Annotated in this window: 13 protein-coding genes; 10 read left to right on the forward strand and 3 right to left on the reverse strand. The window is 51.0% G+C overall.

Annotated elements, in window-relative coordinates; all coding sequences use genetic code 11:
* Window positions 1–20: 20 nt before the first annotated feature.
* The 8 genes from AB0A83_RS04305 to AB0A83_RS04340 all read left to right on the forward strand — a co-directional run bounded on the left by AB0A83_RS04305 (window position 21) and on the right by AB0A83_RS04340 (window position 7,928).
* Window positions 21–848, forward strand: coding sequence for a sterol desaturase family protein (locus AB0A83_RS04305; protein WP_150047050.1), 828 nt, complete (start codon window positions 21–23; stop codon window positions 846–848).
* A 33-nt stretch (window positions 849–881) separates the two neighbouring features.
* On the forward strand, window positions 882–1,841 hold the full coding sequence (msrP, locus tag AB0A83_RS04310; RefSeq protein ID WP_367155487.1) for a protein-methionine-sulfoxide reductase catalytic subunit MsrP: 960 nt from the start codon (window positions 882–884) through the stop codon (window positions 1,839–1,841).
* Window positions 1,841–2,482, forward strand: a complete 642-nt coding sequence (locus AB0A83_RS04315) for a sulfite oxidase heme-binding subunit YedZ (protein WP_150047054.1) — start codon at window positions 1,841–1,843, stop codon at window positions 2,480–2,482. The genes msrP and AB0A83_RS04315 overlap by 1 nt, the downstream gene beginning before the upstream one ends.
* Before the next feature lie 35 nt (window positions 2,483–2,517).
* Window positions 2,518–3,426 carry a TIGR01777 family oxidoreductase gene (locus tag AB0A83_RS04320; protein WP_150047056.1) on the forward strand — a complete coding sequence of 303 codons (909 nt, stop codon included), beginning with the start codon at window positions 2,518–2,520 and terminating at the stop codon, window positions 3,424–3,426.
* Window positions 3,427–3,431: 5 nt separating this feature from the next.
* Window positions 3,432–3,944: a hypothetical protein gene (locus tag AB0A83_RS04325; RefSeq protein ID WP_150047058.1), complete on the forward strand. Its 513-nt coding sequence runs from the start codon at window positions 3,432–3,434 to the stop codon at window positions 3,942–3,944.
* Between the two features lie 6 nt (window positions 3,945–3,950).
* Entirely contained in the window at window positions 3,951–5,324 is a 1,374-nt protein-coding gene (locus tag AB0A83_RS04330) for a deoxyribodipyrimidine photo-lyase (RefSeq protein WP_367155489.1), read from the forward strand.
* The gene (locus AB0A83_RS04335; protein WP_150047062.1) at window positions 5,324–6,265 is read left to right on the forward strand and encodes a DUF523 and DUF1722 domain-containing protein; all 942 of its coding nucleotides are present in this window, start codon (window positions 5,324–5,326) and stop codon (window positions 6,263–6,265) included. The genes AB0A83_RS04330 and AB0A83_RS04335 overlap by 1 nt, the downstream gene beginning before the upstream one ends.
* A gap of 76 nt (window positions 6,266–6,341) precedes the next feature.
* Complete coding sequence (locus AB0A83_RS04340; RefSeq protein ID WP_367155490.1) at window positions 6,342–7,928, forward strand: hypothetical protein; 1,587 nt, start codon at window positions 6,342–6,344, stop codon at window positions 7,926–7,928.
* A gap of 36 nt (window positions 7,929–7,964) precedes the next feature.
* Here AB0A83_RS04340 and AB0A83_RS04345 read toward each other — a convergent pair whose 3' ends face one another.
* Window positions 7,965–8,525 carry a DUF1415 domain-containing protein gene (locus AB0A83_RS04345; RefSeq protein WP_150047066.1) on the reverse strand — a complete coding sequence of 187 codons (561 nt, stop codon included), beginning with the start codon at window positions 8,523–8,525 and terminating at the stop codon, window positions 7,965–7,967.
* On the opposite strand from AB0A83_RS04345, the gene AB0A83_RS04350 reads away from it, so the two are divergent.
* Window positions 8,524–9,369, forward strand: a complete 846-nt coding sequence (locus AB0A83_RS04350; RefSeq protein WP_150047068.1) for a thermonuclease family protein — start codon at window positions 8,524–8,526, stop codon at window positions 9,367–9,369. The genes AB0A83_RS04345 and AB0A83_RS04350 overlap by 2 nt on opposite strands.
* Before the next feature lie 44 nt (window positions 9,370–9,413).
* On the opposite strand, the gene AB0A83_RS04355 is transcribed toward AB0A83_RS04350, so the two are convergent.
* Window positions 9,414–10,583 carry an OmpA family protein gene (locus AB0A83_RS04355; protein WP_367155491.1) on the reverse strand — a complete coding sequence of 390 codons (1,170 nt, stop codon included), beginning with the start codon at window positions 10,581–10,583 and terminating at the stop codon, window positions 9,414–9,416.
* 377 nt (window positions 10,584–10,960) lie between these two features.
* On the opposite strand from AB0A83_RS04355, the gene gltX reads away from it, so the two are divergent.
* On the forward strand, window positions 10,961–12,358 hold the full coding sequence (gene gltX / locus AB0A83_RS04360; protein WP_367155492.1) for a glutamate--tRNA ligase: 1,398 nt from the start codon (window positions 10,961–10,963) through the stop codon (window positions 12,356–12,358).
* A 49-nt stretch (window positions 12,359–12,407) separates the two neighbouring features.
* On the opposite strand, the gene AB0A83_RS04365 is transcribed toward gltX, so the two are convergent.
* Window positions 12,408–15,095: an EAL domain-containing protein gene (locus AB0A83_RS04365; RefSeq protein ID WP_367155493.1), complete on the reverse strand. Its 2,688-nt coding sequence runs from the start codon at window positions 15,093–15,095 to the stop codon at window positions 12,408–12,410.
* Window positions 15,096–15,097 lie beyond the last annotated feature (2 nt).

Genomic DNA, 15,097 nt, shown 5'->3' on the forward strand with positions numbered 1-15,097 from the left:
AACATTTGCGTGTATAAGGTATGAGCTCAATTAATAACGGTTCTAATCCGGATTTGCTACTTAATCAAAGTTTACTCGGACTAGCGGTTTTAGCCTTCGTCGTATTATTAGTGATTGAGAAGCGAAAGCCTTATAGGCAGTTTCCGTCCAAAGTGTATAAAGAATCAATTGTGACGAATACCACGGCATTTTTGGTTAACAACATCATTCTTACCGTACTCAAAGCATCCTCATTATTTCTGGTGGCGCAAGAGTTTTCATATTTAGGTTTGTTAAACGGAATGCAAACCGGGCCCGTTAAATTTTTGTTGGTATTTGCCCTATTTGATTTTGCAATTTATCTTTGGCATGTTGCCGGTCATAAGTTTGAATGGTTATGGCGATTTCATAAGGTGCACCACAGCGATAAAAGTTTTAACGTGTCTACCGGGTTTAGGTTTCACGTGCTCGACTTGCTGTTGGAAATAGTTTACAAATGCATATTTGTTATTTTAATAGGTGTAAATGCCTATTTGGTTTTATCGATAGAAATTATCGAATTATTTTTTATATTTTTTCATCATGCCAACATTAAAGTGCCTAATGAAGAATATGTTTCTAATTTTATTATCACCCCGTATTTGCATCGAGTTCATCATTCGAAAATACGCATAGAACACGATAGTAACTACGGCATTGTTTTGTCCGTTTGGGATAAGATGTTCGGTACCAGAAAGGAGTTGGTTCCTGCAAATATAGGTTTGGATTTAATCGAGGCGGAAAACTTCGTGCAATTGTTTTCGCTGGCGTTTATTACCGAACGAAAAATCAGGCAGCTTTTAGGCTTAATTCCAAAAGGCAAACGATAACAAATCAATGTAGTACGTTAACTGGGCATCGGGATGATTATTAAAACCAAAAAACAAATCCCGGATAGCGGAATAACCGATCCGAAGATTTTTCAGCAAAGAAGGCGGATTATAAAAGCGCTCGCTCTGGCACCTGTTTTGCCTTTGCAAAACACCTATGCAAATCGCGATAGCATAGAGAATAAATCGTTTGCTAAGCTGAACAAGGTGGCGCCTCATTTGGAAAATGTGGACCTAACTCCGCCGCAATTCGTCAAAAATTTCACTAATTATTACGAGTTTTCTTTTGATAAAGAAGAATCCTCGCAATTGGCAAGCAAGCTTGTAGTATCCGATTGGAGCTTGGAAATAGCCGGCGAGGTGGAGGTTCCGAAAAGGGTTTATATCGAAGACTTGCTTAAGTCGGCGTTGCTTCAGGAATATAGGTATAGACTTCGTTGTGTGGAAGGTTGGTCTATGGTCGTGCCTTGGATAGGGCTTCCGTTATCCGGAATATTGAGTGCAGCTAAGCCCTTGTCGTCCGCTAAGTTCGTAAGGTTTACCTCGATATTTCAGCCGGAAAATATGCCCAAGCAAGCTAAGGGTGCCATGTTGGACTGGCCGTACGTAGAGGGTTTAAGAATTGATGAAGCCATGCATCCATTAACCATCCTGGCGGTTGGCATGTACGGTGAATATTTGCCTAAGCAAAATGGGGCGCCGGTTAGATTGATTGTGCCATGGAAATATGGGTTTAAAAGTATAAAAGCGGTTGTCAAAATAGAATTGTTGAAAAGGCAGCCGATAACAAGTTGGAATAAGTTTGCAGCCGATGAATATGGGTTTTATGCAAACGTAAATCCCAAAGTGCCGCATCCTCGTTGGAGTCAACATTCGGAACGGGTGTTGGGAACGGGTTTTTTTACGCCCAGACGTAACACCGAATTATTCAACGGCTACGGGGACGAAGTAGCATCAATGTATAGTCAAATGGATCTGCGGCAATTTTTCTAATGTCATTGAAGCTTGATAATATCAGAATTCCGGTGGCGCTTTGCTGTTTGTTGCCTTTGTTTTGGTTGTTGTTGGATATTTTATTGGATAGATTGGGTGGCAATCCGATTCAAGCCATTACTATTAGGTTAGGGGATTGGGCGCTCCGATTTATTTGCATCACCTTAGCGATAACGCCGGTTCAAACGATTACGAATTGGCGTGGCATGGCCGATTTTAGGCAAATGTTCGGAATGTATGCTTTTTTTTATGCTTCGTTACATTTGTTGGCATACTTATTCGTTGACCATGCAGCGGCCTGGCATACCATATATGTGGATATAATCGAAAGCATTTATTTATGGATGGGGGTAATCGCTTATTTCGTCATTTTGTTGTTGGCGGTGACTTCTCCAAATTCAGCTAAAAAACGTTTAGGCAAAAATTGGAAAAAATTACACCGTTTTATATATTATGCCGCAATCATTGCTGTCACTCACTATATTTGGCAGCTGAAGGGCAATTTAATCCAACCCTTGGTTTATTTGATTTTAGTGATTTTGCTATTAGTTTTCAGAATGATGGTTTGGTTAAAAAGTCGCCAGTTGAGTAAATTGATGTTGCCCCGCGGAAAATCCGTACATCTCGATCAGAGCGATTGAGGAGATATAAAACTCGCTATATGTGGAGGTGAAACATGAACCAGCCAGCCGTATTAGTGACCGGAGGAACAGGGTTTCTGGGTAGCGCTTTAGTGAAGCGATTACTGGCCGGCGGATATGCCGTTACCGTATTCAGCCGAAGTTCGGCTAAGGTGGCCGGCCGGTTCGATGCGTCCGTTAAAGCCGTCACTCGCATTGACCAATTACCTGAAGCGGATCAATTTTTTGCCGTGGTAAATTTGGCCGGAGCGGGTATTTTCGACGGTTTTTGGACGGCTGCGCGCAAGGCATTAATCAGGAATAGCCGAATCCAGTTCACCTTGCAGCTAGTCGCTTGGATGACGGCGGCTAAGAGCAAGCCGGCGTTCGTTAGCGGCTCGGCGATAGGCTATTACGGTAATCAAGCGGAGCGAATCCTGGACGAAGACAGTAGGCCGGTTAACGATTTCAGCCAGCAGCTTTGTGCGGATTGGGAGACGGCGGCCCGCACGGCAGAGCTTGCCGGGATAAGAGTGTGTTTGATTCGTACCGGTTTGGTGTTAGGTGACAAAGGCGGCATTCTAAACAGGATGTTGCTGCCGTTCCGAATGGGGTTTGGTGGCAGATTGGGTAGCGGGAACCAATGGATGTCTTGGATACATATCGACGATTGGATCGCCATTGTTATGGCGATGTTAACCGATTCGACGATGACGGGCCCTTATAACGCGGTGGCGCCGGAACCCGTGACCAACCGCCAATTCAGCGCGGCACTGGCGGGCCAATTGCATAGACCCATGCTCATGCCTATGCCGGAACGCTTGCTAAGATTGGTTTTGGGCGAAATGGCCGATGTGTTGCTGGGTAGTCAACGAGTCGTGCCTAAGCGCCTTTTAGCGAGTGGATTTCGCTTTCAATTCAATCAGCTCAGTCAAGCGCTACACAATATTTTAAATCCGGTTTAATCCGCATGTTGATAGATTCTTTGTCTTTATTATTGGCATTTACCTCGTTCCTAAGCGGTTACGAAGTCTGCTTGATTGCGTTGGCACTTGGCTTATTGATTTATGCTGTTACCCCTGAGCCCGATGTCGGCTACGAGCCGCGTACTCCGACGAGCTTGTATTTTTATTTGCAGTGGACTTGGTTGGGCTACATCAAACTTAAAGACGCATTTTGGCCGTTTTTTATTCTGTATAACAGTTTATTGTTTTACATCGATTACCGGATCGATCAAGGTACTTTTACGGTCGCAAGCTGGGTGACCATGCACATTATCATGGCTATGCCGTTGATTTACTGGACCGGAGCGGTGTGGCGCTGCTCCAAAAATTGTCAACGGCGGTGGAGTGGGGTGGCGGCGCGTTGGCTGGTCGTTGCCGCCTATTTAGACTTGGCACTACGCTGGGTGATTTATCAGCATTACCCGAACATTATGTTCAATTGTCAGCAAATGATTATTCATTGGGGCGATTGCGTTTAAACGCCCATGCATCGCAGTTATTCAACCTCGTTGTTCATTTTTCGGCGAGATTTACGCCTTTATGATAATGCCGGCTTGAATGCGGCCTTGACAAACTCCAAGCGGGTGTTTGCCGCATTTGTTTTTGACCCCGAACAAATCGAGCCTCATGCCTACCAAAGCCGTTTCGGCTTGAACTATCTGTTGGAAGCCGTGCAGGATTTGCAGGAACAGTTGCGCGCACGCGGTGCGCGCTTGCATCTTTTTTATGCTGCTCCCATCCAGGTGTTATCCGTCTTGCATCGGCGGTTGAATTTGGCCGCGGTTTTCGTCAATCGCGATTACACGCCGTTCAGCAAACGAAGAGATTCCGAATTGGCGGCGTATTGCGCGGATCACGGGTTAGGCTTTTTTCAGCATGCCGATGCGTTGTTGAACGAGCCGGAAGCAGTGGTCAAAGCCAACGGCGGCCGCTATCAGGTGTTTACCGCTTTCTATCGACAAGCGCATGCCATTCCCGTCGCGCAACCTCGCGAGTTAGCGGCCGGCGAATTCGTGATCGACGCCGTACCGGAAGAAATCGAGTCACCAGCGCGATTTGCAGGGCCCTGCAGCAGTCCGTTGCGGGGCGGGCGCGCTCAGGCATTGCAACGCCTGCAGCAATTGTCCAAGCTGGTTGCTTATAGTCTGCAACGCGATTTTCCGGCGCTGGAGCAAACTAGCGGATTGTCCGCTGATTTGAAGTTCGGTTGTTGCTCGATACGGGAAGCCTACTTCGCCGCGGTTTTGAATCTTGGCTCCGACCACGCGCTGCTCAGACAATTTTATTGGCGGGACTTTTTTTACCATATCGCCGTTGATTTTCCACACGTATTCGGCCACGCTTTCCAGCCGCGATTCGACCATTTGTCTTGGCGTAACGATTTAGCCGAATTTGAAGCTTGGGCGGCGGGACGTACCGGCTTTCCGATAGTGGATGCAGGGATGCGGCAGTTGAATCAAACCGGCATGCTACCCAACCGGCTTAGAATGATAGTTGCGTCGTTTTTAGTCAAAGATCTACACGTCAGTTGGCGCTGGGGAGAACGCTATTTCGCCCAGCGATTGGTCGATTACGATCCTTGTTTGAATAACGGCAATTGGCAATGGGCAGCCTCAACCGGCTGTGACGCGCAGCCGTATTTTCGAATTTTTAATCCTTGGTTACAGCAAAAAAAATACGATCCGGATTGTGCTTACATCTCGCGTTGGCTGCCCGAACTTGCCCAGTTCGCGCCGCATGCCATTCATAATTGGCACATTAATCCTTTGGCCTGCGATTATCCGCCGCCCATGCTCGACCACGCCGAGCGTAGTCGTCAAGCCAAAGTGCTATTTCATGACATAGCCTCTGATAAATAATGGAACCTATATTAATCGGTATAAGCAGTTGTTTACTGGGTCATACGGTTAGGTACGACGGTGCGCATAAATACCACAGTTATATCGAACGCACGCTCGGTCAGTATTTTCAGTTTAAACCGTTCTGCCCGGAGTATGCCGCCGGGTTGGGCGTGCCGCGTCCGGCGGTTCAGCTGAGAGAATTCGGTGGCGAGGTGCGCGTCGTCGGGGTAAAAGATCATAGTTTCGACGTTACCGAGCAACTGCGGGAAACCAGCGCCCGTCAGAGCGACTGGCTTGCTCCGCTGTCGGGATATATCCTGAAAAAGGATTCGCCAAGCTGCGGCATGGAGCGAGTCAAGATTTATAAGAACGACATACCGGCTAAGACCGGTGTAGGTGTGTTCGCCCAATTCATGCAACGGCAATTTCCCGATTTGCCGGTAGAAGAAGAAGGGAGGCTCGGTGATCCGATGCTGAGAGAAAATTTCATTCAACGGGTTTTCGTACGGCATCGTTGGTTGGAATTAAAGCGAAGCGGCTTGAGCAAGCATGGCTTGATCACCTTTCACAGCCGACATAAATTGATTGCGATGAGTCACGAGCAAAATCGAGCCAAAAGTTTAGGCCGTATGCTGGCCGATGCCGAGACCGGCACTATCGATCAGCTTGCCGCCCGTTATTTCGGCGAATTAATGGCCTGCTTGCAAATCGTTGCCACCCGCGGTAATCACGTCAATGTGTTGCAGCATATACAGGGTTATTTAAAGCATACATTAGACGGCGAGGACAAAAAGGAACTAGTGGAGACCATCGAATCCTATCGGCGTGGCGAGGTACCGTTAATCGTGCCGTTGACGTTGTTGCGGCATCATTTTCGCAAGCAGCCCGATCCTTTTATCGATGCGTCGTTTTACATGGTTCCTCATCCTGCGCAATTAGCCTTGCTTAACGAAATTTGACGACCTCGTTATACAATGCCGGTGTTTTTCGGCCAACGCTCTGCAGTCTCACATCAAAATTCGATAAGGTAACTTTATGGAAACATGGCAAAAACTTGTCCCGGTCGGCCAAGATCTTTGGCAACAATGGTATCAACTGACCCTACACAATCGGGAATACGCCGTTGCATTGGTGGTGTGTGCGGTTTTGGTCACTGCAATTTTTTACAGTATCCGCATCGGATTTCTGAAAAGCGCCTACCGAAAATTGGAACAGGCCAGAGCTGCCGCACAAGCCGAACTCGAGGAAGCCGGGACCCATGTTGCCGCCTTGCAACAGCAAATCGCACAATTGGATGGCGAGCTGCAGCAAGCTAAGTTGGATGCCCAGGCTCAAGCCAGCCAAGCGGCAAGCAACGCAGAGAGTTTGTCCCGGCGCAACAAACAATTGGCGGAAAGTGCGGCTAGCTTGACCGAATGTTTCGAGTTGAGCGTGGAGAAACTGCCGGCAGCCGATGCGGCGCATTTGCCGGAAGCCTATGCGGCCATCCTGAACCGGGCGGCGGAGCGCTTTAGAAATGAGTTGCAGGCCAAGGCGCAGTTGCAACTATCGTTACATGCGGAAGCGACGAAAACCGCCGAAAAAGAAATGCTGGCCAACGGCTTGCAAGACCGGTTGAACATTCAAACGCAACAGCTGGCGAAGTTGGAATTGGAATTGGAACAGTTGCAGCATGCGCGGCAACAATGGGAAGCCGATAAACAACGTCTCACCACGGAAATTCAGGGCTTGAAAGCGCAAGCCGCGCTGGCGCAAGCGTCGGCAAGCGTTCCGGCTGCTCCGCCGGCGCCGACGATTGCTGTCGGTGCGGAATTGGAACCTGTAGCGGTTAACACGCTTGCCGACTTAGACGACGGCACCGTCAAACAAGAGTCCGCAACGGCAGATTGGGCAGCCGGCGAGGAGGTTGTTTCGCCGAAGGCGCCGATGGACGCCGAGCCGGTAAATGTTATGGAAAGTCGGAAAGAGGATGACGGACCGCGCAAAGGCTTATTCGCCCGGGCGATGAGTTCTTTCAGCAAAATCGACGGCAGATTGGGCATGAATACGGCTGCCGATGTAGAAGAATTGCAAACCGATGCCGTTCTCGGCGAAGTGCCGGCCATTTCTGCAGAAGAGCTGTCACCGATAAGCGCAGCAGCAAGCGTGGAAACAAGCGCCGTTGCCAAAAATTCCGGCATTTTCGGCATGTTCAATCAACCGGCAATTCCGGAGGAAACGCCAACGCTGCCTATTCAAGCAGCCGAGCCGGCCAAACCCGATACCCAGCCGAAAGGCAAAGGATTTTTCGCGAGAACCCTGGATTCCATCGCTAAAATCGACGAAAAACTCGGCATGAAACCGGACATGACAGCGGTTGAAGCGGAACAGCCCGCAAGGGTCGAAACCTTGGCCGCTACGGCTGTGCAATCTGAAGCGGATGCCGCCGATAAGACCCAAGCCTTTGGGGACGGCGTTTCCGCCAAACTAGGCGGTCTGTTGGGCGGATTCGGGAAACCGGTCCGGAAAAAAAATGCACAGCCGGCTGAGGCCGACGAACGCATTGAGCTTGCCGATAATGGCGAAGCGGCGAAAAAGGCATCGCTGTCCGGCTGGATGAAAAAACTTAAACCGGGCAAGTAAACCGTTTTTCCGTTTGGGGCCGAAGCTCCGTCGGCCTCAGCCAGCCGTTCGGCGGCATTGTGCCAATAAGGCGCTCAGCGTTTCAGCGCCTAGTTGTCTGGTCTTTTGTATGTTGCGAGCCGGTATGTTTTCCGGATCCGGAAAGGTGGCAATCGCCCGTTCTATGCTGGATTCTCTGAGCAAATGCAGCATAGGGAAGGGCGATCGGTTGGTGTAGTTGGCGGCGTCGTCTTCGCTGCTCGGCTCGCTGAACTCGAAATGATAGTCGGGATGAAAACTGGCTATTTGATAAATGCCTTCGTATCCCAGCTCGATTAGCAATTGTTCGGCGATAGCCAGTATGTCCAAATAATCGTCGAAATCCTCGTAACCTTCGGGCAGTATCAACAGCGTGGTTTCAGTTTCCGGATTTTTATCCAAATGCTCGCATTCCTCGACTACGGCTGCCAAAGTCTGTTCCGGCAGCGGCGTGCGGCACACCTGATAACGTATACTGTTGGAGAGATGTTCGCGTCTAGCGAAGGGACAGATTTCATAGGCAATCACGAAATCGGTGAGCCATCTTCCGGTAGCTTCAATAATGTGTTGATCATTCATGGCTGTTAGAACCGTTAATAAAGTTTTCGCGATTGGCTGCTTAGCCTCGGTGTGTTTGGTATTTTCGGCCTCGCACGCAAACGAGATATTCGAGTGGCACGACGCGGCGGGTAAGCACCATTATTCCGATCGTTCGCAGCAGCCAGCCAGAATTTTACAGATTGAGCCCGGTGCAGACTATTACTTGGTAAAAAAGGTCTACGACGGCGATACCGTATTATTGGCAAACGGCTGGAAAGTCCGTCTGTTAGGCATCAATACCCCGGAGGTGGCGGGACGATACAAAGCCGCCGAAACGGGCGGGGAAGCGGCCAAGGCGTGGTTGATTCGGGCGCTGGAAGGAAAAACCGTCCGTCTGGAATACGACGCGGAAAAACAGGATGCGTACCGGCGGGTGTTGGCCCATCTTTTTAGCTCGGACCGCAAGCACATCAATGTAGAGCTGGTTAAGTTGGGTTATGCCGCGGTGGCGATCCATCCGCCGAATTTAAAATACGCAGGGACCTTGTTGGCTGCCCAGGCACAAGCCGAGCGCGAGCGTTTGGGGATTTGGCGGGAGGCTGATTACGCGGCTGTTCCGGCCGAGCAATTGACGGACGGCAACTACAAAGGTTGGAAACGTATTACCGGGCGCGTGCACGATGTGAAATTGGGCAAAAAATATGGCTATTTAGAACTGTCCGATCAAGTTTCGGTACGCATCGATAGCGCCAATCTAAGCCTTTTTCCGGCTCTGGAGGGATATCTGGGCCGGCGCATAGAAGCCAGGGGGTGGGTGAGAAAGTCCCGGCAGCGTTTTGTGTTGGGCGTGCGCCATCCGGGCGAAATCAAGGAAATAAAGTAAAAAAAGGGGGCATAAAGCCCCCTTTGGAACGCGAGGGTGGGGGGTTATTTGTCGGTACGTCTATAGACCACGCGGCGATTGTAGGCGCGGCCTGCATCGGTATCGTTGGATTCTACCGGTTGACTTTCGCCGAAACCTACTGTGGTCATACGGTTGCCGTCTATTCCTTGGTTGACGATTTCTTTCTTGACGGATAGTGCTCGGCGTTCGGACAAGCCTTGGTTGTAGGCTTCGCTGCCGACGCTATCGGTATGGCCTTCGATTTCTACCGTCAGCGTCGGATTCAGTTTCATCACTTTAACCGCATTGTCGATCAAAGGATCGTATTTTGATTTAACGACGTCGCTGTCGAAATCGAACAAGACGCCGTGGAACGCCCAGCAGCCGTCTTTATCGACAATCGCGCCTTTCGGGGTGTCCGGGCATTTGTCTTTGTCATTGAGTACGCCGTCTTGGTCGTCGTCTTTAGGCCCGGGTTTGCCGTCATTGAAAAACACCTGCTTGACGAATGCGCTCATGCCGTCGGCATTGGCGACGCTGGTAGCATCGGTCGTAACGCCGCAGCCGGACGTTTGGGAAATTTCCTGCAATACCGCTTGGCCGCCGACATCGCTCTCGTTGCCGACCCAGACGGTGTGTATGCATAAACGGTCTCCGTATTGAGCCTTAAGCGCCTCTGCGGCGGGTATAGGCGAGGTTTCGTCCATGCCGTCGCTGAAGACGATCAGGGCGATGTTGCCGGGTGCCGAGGCTAAATCCGCATTGGTTGCGCTCAACGCTTCCGCCAAAGGCGTACCGCCGCTCGAACATTGCATGGACAGAATCGCGCTTTCGAAACCGGATGCCGAATAAGGCTGGATGCCTTGATTCAGTTGGGACGTGCTCCAGTCCACACAGGGACCGAAACCGAAGCTGCGCAGGCCGGAAGACAGCGGAATGGCCGGAATGCTTTTATTGAATTTATTCAGCAAGTTTTTTTCTACGTCTAATTTTGTTCCGCTGTACTCGGAAGCGCCCAGGTAGGTTTTGCTCATCGACGAAGACGAGTCGTTCAAGACAAAGAAGCTGTTGGTTTTCTGTACGAGCAGGCCGGCTTTGACTTGAGCGTTCAAGTCTTCGGCTTGAAAAGGTTGAAAAGTATTGCTGGATTGCGTTGCACAACCGGACAAGATCACGCCTGTCAGCGTTGCCGTAAGAGTGAGCATTTTTTGCATGAATGGTCTCCTGGTGCGTTATATGAATTTCGGCTCGTAGGCCTGGTTTTAGAGTCTAGCATTTTTTGTGACTAACTCTCTAATACCAGCGTAATTTTTAAAGCTTACGTGCTGCTTAGTTTTTGGACTTAAAATACCGGCGTTTTTTGCTTGCATTGTTAGAGTACGTCAAGCGGACTTAAAGTTTGGCATGCGAGCGTACTATAGCGCCGCCGGTTAATCCCAACCAGCCGGTGTTTGTAGGTTTTTAGTAACTATTCGGCGCGAGGCAAAAATCCCTGTTCCGATGGAGAGGGTGAGGACAGGGAGCACTCCTTTATCTTGGCTGACGCTGAATGAGTACCGTTTTTTATAGCTTAATTTAGGTAATTATTGAAATGACGATTAGAACCCGCTTCGCTCCGAGTCCCACCGGCTATCTGCACGTAGGCGGAGCCCGCACGGCTTTGTTTTCCTGGTTGTATGCGCGCAAACACGGCGGTAAATTCATTTTGCGTATCGAAGATACCGACCTGGAACGCTCCAGTCAGGAGTCGGTGAATGCGATCTTGGAAGGCATGACTTGGTTGGGGCTGGAATACGACGAGGGCCCTTTTTATCAAACTCACCGCTTCGACCGGTATAAAGAAGTGATCCAGCAATTGCTGGATCAAGGCGACGCCTACTATTGCTATTGCAGTCGCGAGGAGCTGGATGCCTTGCGCGAACAACAAATGGCCAATAAAGAAAAACCGCGCTACAACGGCAAATGCCGTACTGCGGAGGCCGCAGACGGCGAGCGGGTGGTGCGTTTCAAAAATCCGGATCACGGCGACGTGATCATCGACGATTTGGTCAAGGGCCGTATCGTGGTTGCCAACAAAGAACTGGACGATTTGATCATCGCCCGTTCGGACGGCACCCCTACTTACAATTTGACCGTTGTGGTCGACGATATGGATATGGGAGTGACTCACGTAATCCGCGGCGACGACCACGTCAATAACACCCCGCGGCAAATCAACATACTAAAGGCTTTAGGGGCGAGTTTACCGGTTTACGCTCACGTGCCGATGATTTTGGGGGCGGACGGAGCGCGCTTGTCCAAACGCCACGGCGCAGTGAGTGTGATGCAGTACCGCATGGACGGCTATATGCCGGAGGCCTTGCTGAATTATTTAGTGCGGTTGGGCTGGTCGCACGGCGATCAGGAATTGTTCAGCGTCGACGAGATGATACAACTGTTCGATCTGGAAAAAGTCAACGTCTCGGCTTCTACCTTTAACACCGAAAAACTGTTGTGGCTTAATCATCAATATTTGATGAATAGCGATCCGGCCAGGGTGGCGCATCACTTGAGCTGGCATTTTGGTGAATTGGGCATAGACCCGGCTACCGGGCCGGCGTTGACGGATGTGGTGCTGGCCCAACGCGAGCGTTGCAAGACGTTGGTGGAAATGGCAGAACAAAGTGTCTATTTCTACCGCGACTTCGATAGTTACGAGGAAAAAGCCGTCAAGAAAAATTTCAAGGCCGGCGTCGAAGACGTATTACAGCATTTATGGAGCCGCTTCGACAGTTTGTCAGGTTGGCAGCCGGAGGCTTTGCATCAAGTCGTCATCGACAGCGCAGCGGCGTTGGAGCTCAACCTGGGCAAAGTGGCGCAACCCTTGCGAATTGCCGTATGCGGATGCGGAGTGTCTCCGGCCATAGACCAGACCTTGTATCTGTTAGGCAAGGAAAAGACGCTGGATAGAATCGCGCGCGCCATCGAATACATCAAACAACATTGCTGAGCGGAAAAGCCGGCAGGCTTGGTATAGGCGAGGACACGGACGTTTCGGTCTAAACCGGGTTGGTATTCAGTTTTGCCGCCGCCTGCTGTTCGAATTCCGCCAGCGGCAGCGGCTTGGCGAACCAATAGCCCTGGTAGGTTTTGCAGCCCGATTGTTTCAGAAACTCGTACTGAGCTTGCGTTTCCACTCCTTCGGCGACGCATTCCAGCAGCAAGTTTTCGGCCATGCCAATGATGGTTTGCACGACTATCGTGTCGTTAGGGGTCACGCCGATATTGCGTACGAAAGATTGATCGATCTTGAGTTGGTCTATAGGCAATTTGGTCAAGTAGGATAACGACGAATAACCGGTGCCGAAATCGTCGATCGAAAACTGTAAGCCGGTTTCCCGCAAACGCTGAATTTTATCTATCGTATCGTCGATGTCGCTTAGCACCAACGATTCGGTTAATTCCAGTTTCAGGCGGTCGGCGGCACTGCCCAGCCCTTGTATCGTTCGGCAGACTCGTTCGACAAAATCGGTTTGATGAAACTGTAACGCACTGACATTCACCGCCAGCGTCAGCCTGGACAAGCCGGCGTCCTCGTCCCAGCGTATTAACTGTTGACAGGCGCGTTCCAATACCCATTGGCCCAAGGTCACGATCAAGCCGGTTTGCTCGGCGAGTGGGATAAAATCCTGCGGCGACACTAAACCGCGTTGCGGATGTTGCCAACGCAACAAGGCCTCGGCACCGACAATGCGGTTTAGGTGGTCTACTTGCATTTGGTAGAACAATACGAACTGATTTTCCCTTATGGCCAGACGCAAATCGTTTTCCAGCCCTGTTCTGGCCTCCAAAGCGGCTTGCATGGCAGGATCGTAGAACATCAGGCTGTTGCGGCCTTTGCGTTTTGCCTGGTATAGCGCCGTTTCCGAATGTTTCAACAATTCGCCGGCCGAATGGTTGCTGTTTCCGAACACGCTGACGCCGACGCTTGCCGAGCAATGGTGTTGTTGGCCTTTAAGTAGATAAGGCCCATCTATGCAGGTCAAGATTTTGTCGGCCAGCACTTTGACTTGTGCGGACGCCCGGCAAACTTCGTCGCCTACACCGTTTAACACCACGACAAATTGATCGCCGCCGGGTCTGGCCACGCTGTCGTCCTCGCGCACCGAATTTTGCAAACGTCCGGCGACTTCGGTCAACAACAAGTCGCCGACGGCATGGCCCCGCGTGTCGTTCAAGCTTTTGAAATCGTCCAAACCGATGAACAGTACCGCGCCGAAGCTACCGTTACGGGCGTTTGTGGCGATGGCTTGCTGCAAACGGTCGTACAGCAGTTTACGATTCGGCAAATGGGTTAATTGATCGTAAAACGCCAGCCGTTCGATTTCGGCTTCTGCGGCGAGGCGGGCTCGCTCGCGGCTGAAATTTTCCAGAGCGAAATTGATTTCATCGACCATTTCCGACAACAGATTGCGGGCCGATTCGTCGAAGGCCATAGCCATGGAGGCCTGCAACAACAAGGCGCCGATCACCGTGCCGTCGCGCCAAAGCGGTAACGCCGAAATGGCATGATGATCCGCATTATCGTCTTGCGGCGTGCCGTTCGGGGCGACAGACCACAACGCACGCTGTTCTTGAATGGCGGCCTTGCACGGGTGGCCGGCATCTTGCGCAATCAATCTATCCAACTCCGCTAAGCTGCGTGCTTCCCGGCCGGCACAAGCAATGGCGCGAAGTTTCCCGCTTTCTCCGTCGTTCAGCACGATACAGGCGCTCAGGATGCCGTCCAACTGGGCCGCGATTTGACATATCTGCGAAAACAATTCGTCTTCGCGAATGCAGTGCAAGATGGCTTTGTTGCATTGGCTTAACACGGCGTAAAGTTGCATTTGCCTGTGGATGCGGGCCTCGGCGTTTTTGCGTTCGCTAATGTCGCGCGCGATGCCCAGCACGCCGATCAAACCGCCCGCTTTGTCGTACATCGGCGTTTTCAAGGTTTCGAACAAGCCGTGGTGGCTGCCGTCGGCGAAGTTTAAATATTCTTCGTTGGCGCATACCCGGCCCGTTGCCGTTGCACGCAGGTCATGACAGCGAAAAGAGTCGGCGAGCGGTTTGTCTACGAAATCGTAATCGGTCTTGCCGACAATATCCGCCTCCTTTGCGCCGTACAAGGATTCGAAACGCCGGTTGCAGGCCAAAAACACCCCGTTAGGGTCTTTTAACCAGACCAAATCCGGAATGGTGCGCAGCAAGGTATGCAGTTGCGCATGGGCGATCATGTAATCGTTCAAGGTCGTTTTCAGTTGCTGTTCGCTGGCCAGCAACTGGCGGTTGCGTTCTTTGACGACGTCTTCCAGATGATGGCGCAGACGGGAAATTTCCAGATGGGTGCGCACCCTGGCCAGCAATTCTTCGCGCCGAAACGGTTTGGTGACGTAATCGACCGCGCCGAGTTCGAAGCCTTGCAGTATCTCTTGCGGTTCGCTAATGGCGCTGATGAACAACACCGGGATGTTGCAAGTGTGCGGGTCTGCTTTCAGCCGGCGGCAGACGGTAAAACCGTCGATCACCGGCATCATGATGTCCAATAAAATAAGGTCCGGGGTTTGACTGCGAACGGCTTCCAACGCGAGTTCGCCGCTAAGCGCCGGACGCGCGTCGAAGCCTTCGTTCTTGAGCAAGTCGGACAACAATTTCAAAGACGCCGGGGTGTCGTCGACTATCAAAATTTGGCTTTTTTCGCTCATAG

Origin of the sequence: Methylomonas sp. HYX-M1 (assembly GCF_040741385.1) — a bacterium.
Taxonomy (GTDB): Bacteria; Pseudomonadota; Gammaproteobacteria; order Methylococcales; family Methylomonadaceae; genus Methylomonas; species Methylomonas rhizoryzae.

Coding starts and splice junctions, on each gene's coding strand:
- AB0A83_RS04305 (WP_150047050.1), top strand. CDS start 21: ATGAGCTCAATTAATAACGGTTCTAATCCGGATTTGCTACTTAATCAA.
- msrP (WP_367155487.1), top strand. CDS start 882: ATGATTATTAAAACCAAAAAACAAATCCCGGATAGCGGAATAACCGAT.
- AB0A83_RS04315 (WP_150047054.1), top strand. CDS start 1,841: ATGTCATTGAAGCTTGATAATATCAGAATTCCGGTGGCGCTTTGCTGT.
- AB0A83_RS04320 (WP_150047056.1), top strand. CDS start 2,518: ATGAACCAGCCAGCCGTATTAGTGACCGGAGGAACAGGGTTTCTGGGT.
- AB0A83_RS04325 (WP_150047058.1), top strand. CDS start 3,432: ATGTTGATAGATTCTTTGTCTTTATTATTGGCATTTACCTCGTTCCTA.
- AB0A83_RS04330 (WP_367155489.1), top strand. CDS start 3,951: ATGCATCGCAGTTATTCAACCTCGTTGTTCATTTTTCGGCGAGATTTA.
- AB0A83_RS04335 (WP_150047062.1), top strand. CDS start 5,324: ATGGAACCTATATTAATCGGTATAAGCAGTTGTTTACTGGGTCATACG.
- AB0A83_RS04340 (WP_367155490.1), top strand. CDS start 6,342: ATGGAAACATGGCAAAAACTTGTCCCGGTCGGCCAAGATCTTTGGCAA.
- AB0A83_RS04350 (WP_150047068.1), top strand. CDS start 8,524: ATGGCTGTTAGAACCGTTAATAAAGTTTTCGCGATTGGCTGCTTAGCC.
- AB0A83_RS04345 (WP_150047066.1), bottom strand. CDS start 8,525: ATGAATGATCAACACATTATTGAAGCTACCGGAAGATGGCTCACCGAT.
- AB0A83_RS04355 (WP_367155491.1), bottom strand. CDS start 10,583: ATGCAAAAAATGCTCACTCTTACGGCAACGCTGACAGGCGTGATCTTG.
- gltX (WP_367155492.1), top strand. CDS start 10,961: ATGACGATTAGAACCCGCTTCGCTCCGAGTCCCACCGGCTATCTGCAC.
- AB0A83_RS04365 (WP_367155493.1), bottom strand. CDS start 15,095: ATGAGCGAAAAAAGCCAAATTTTGATAGTCGACGACACCCCGGCGTCT.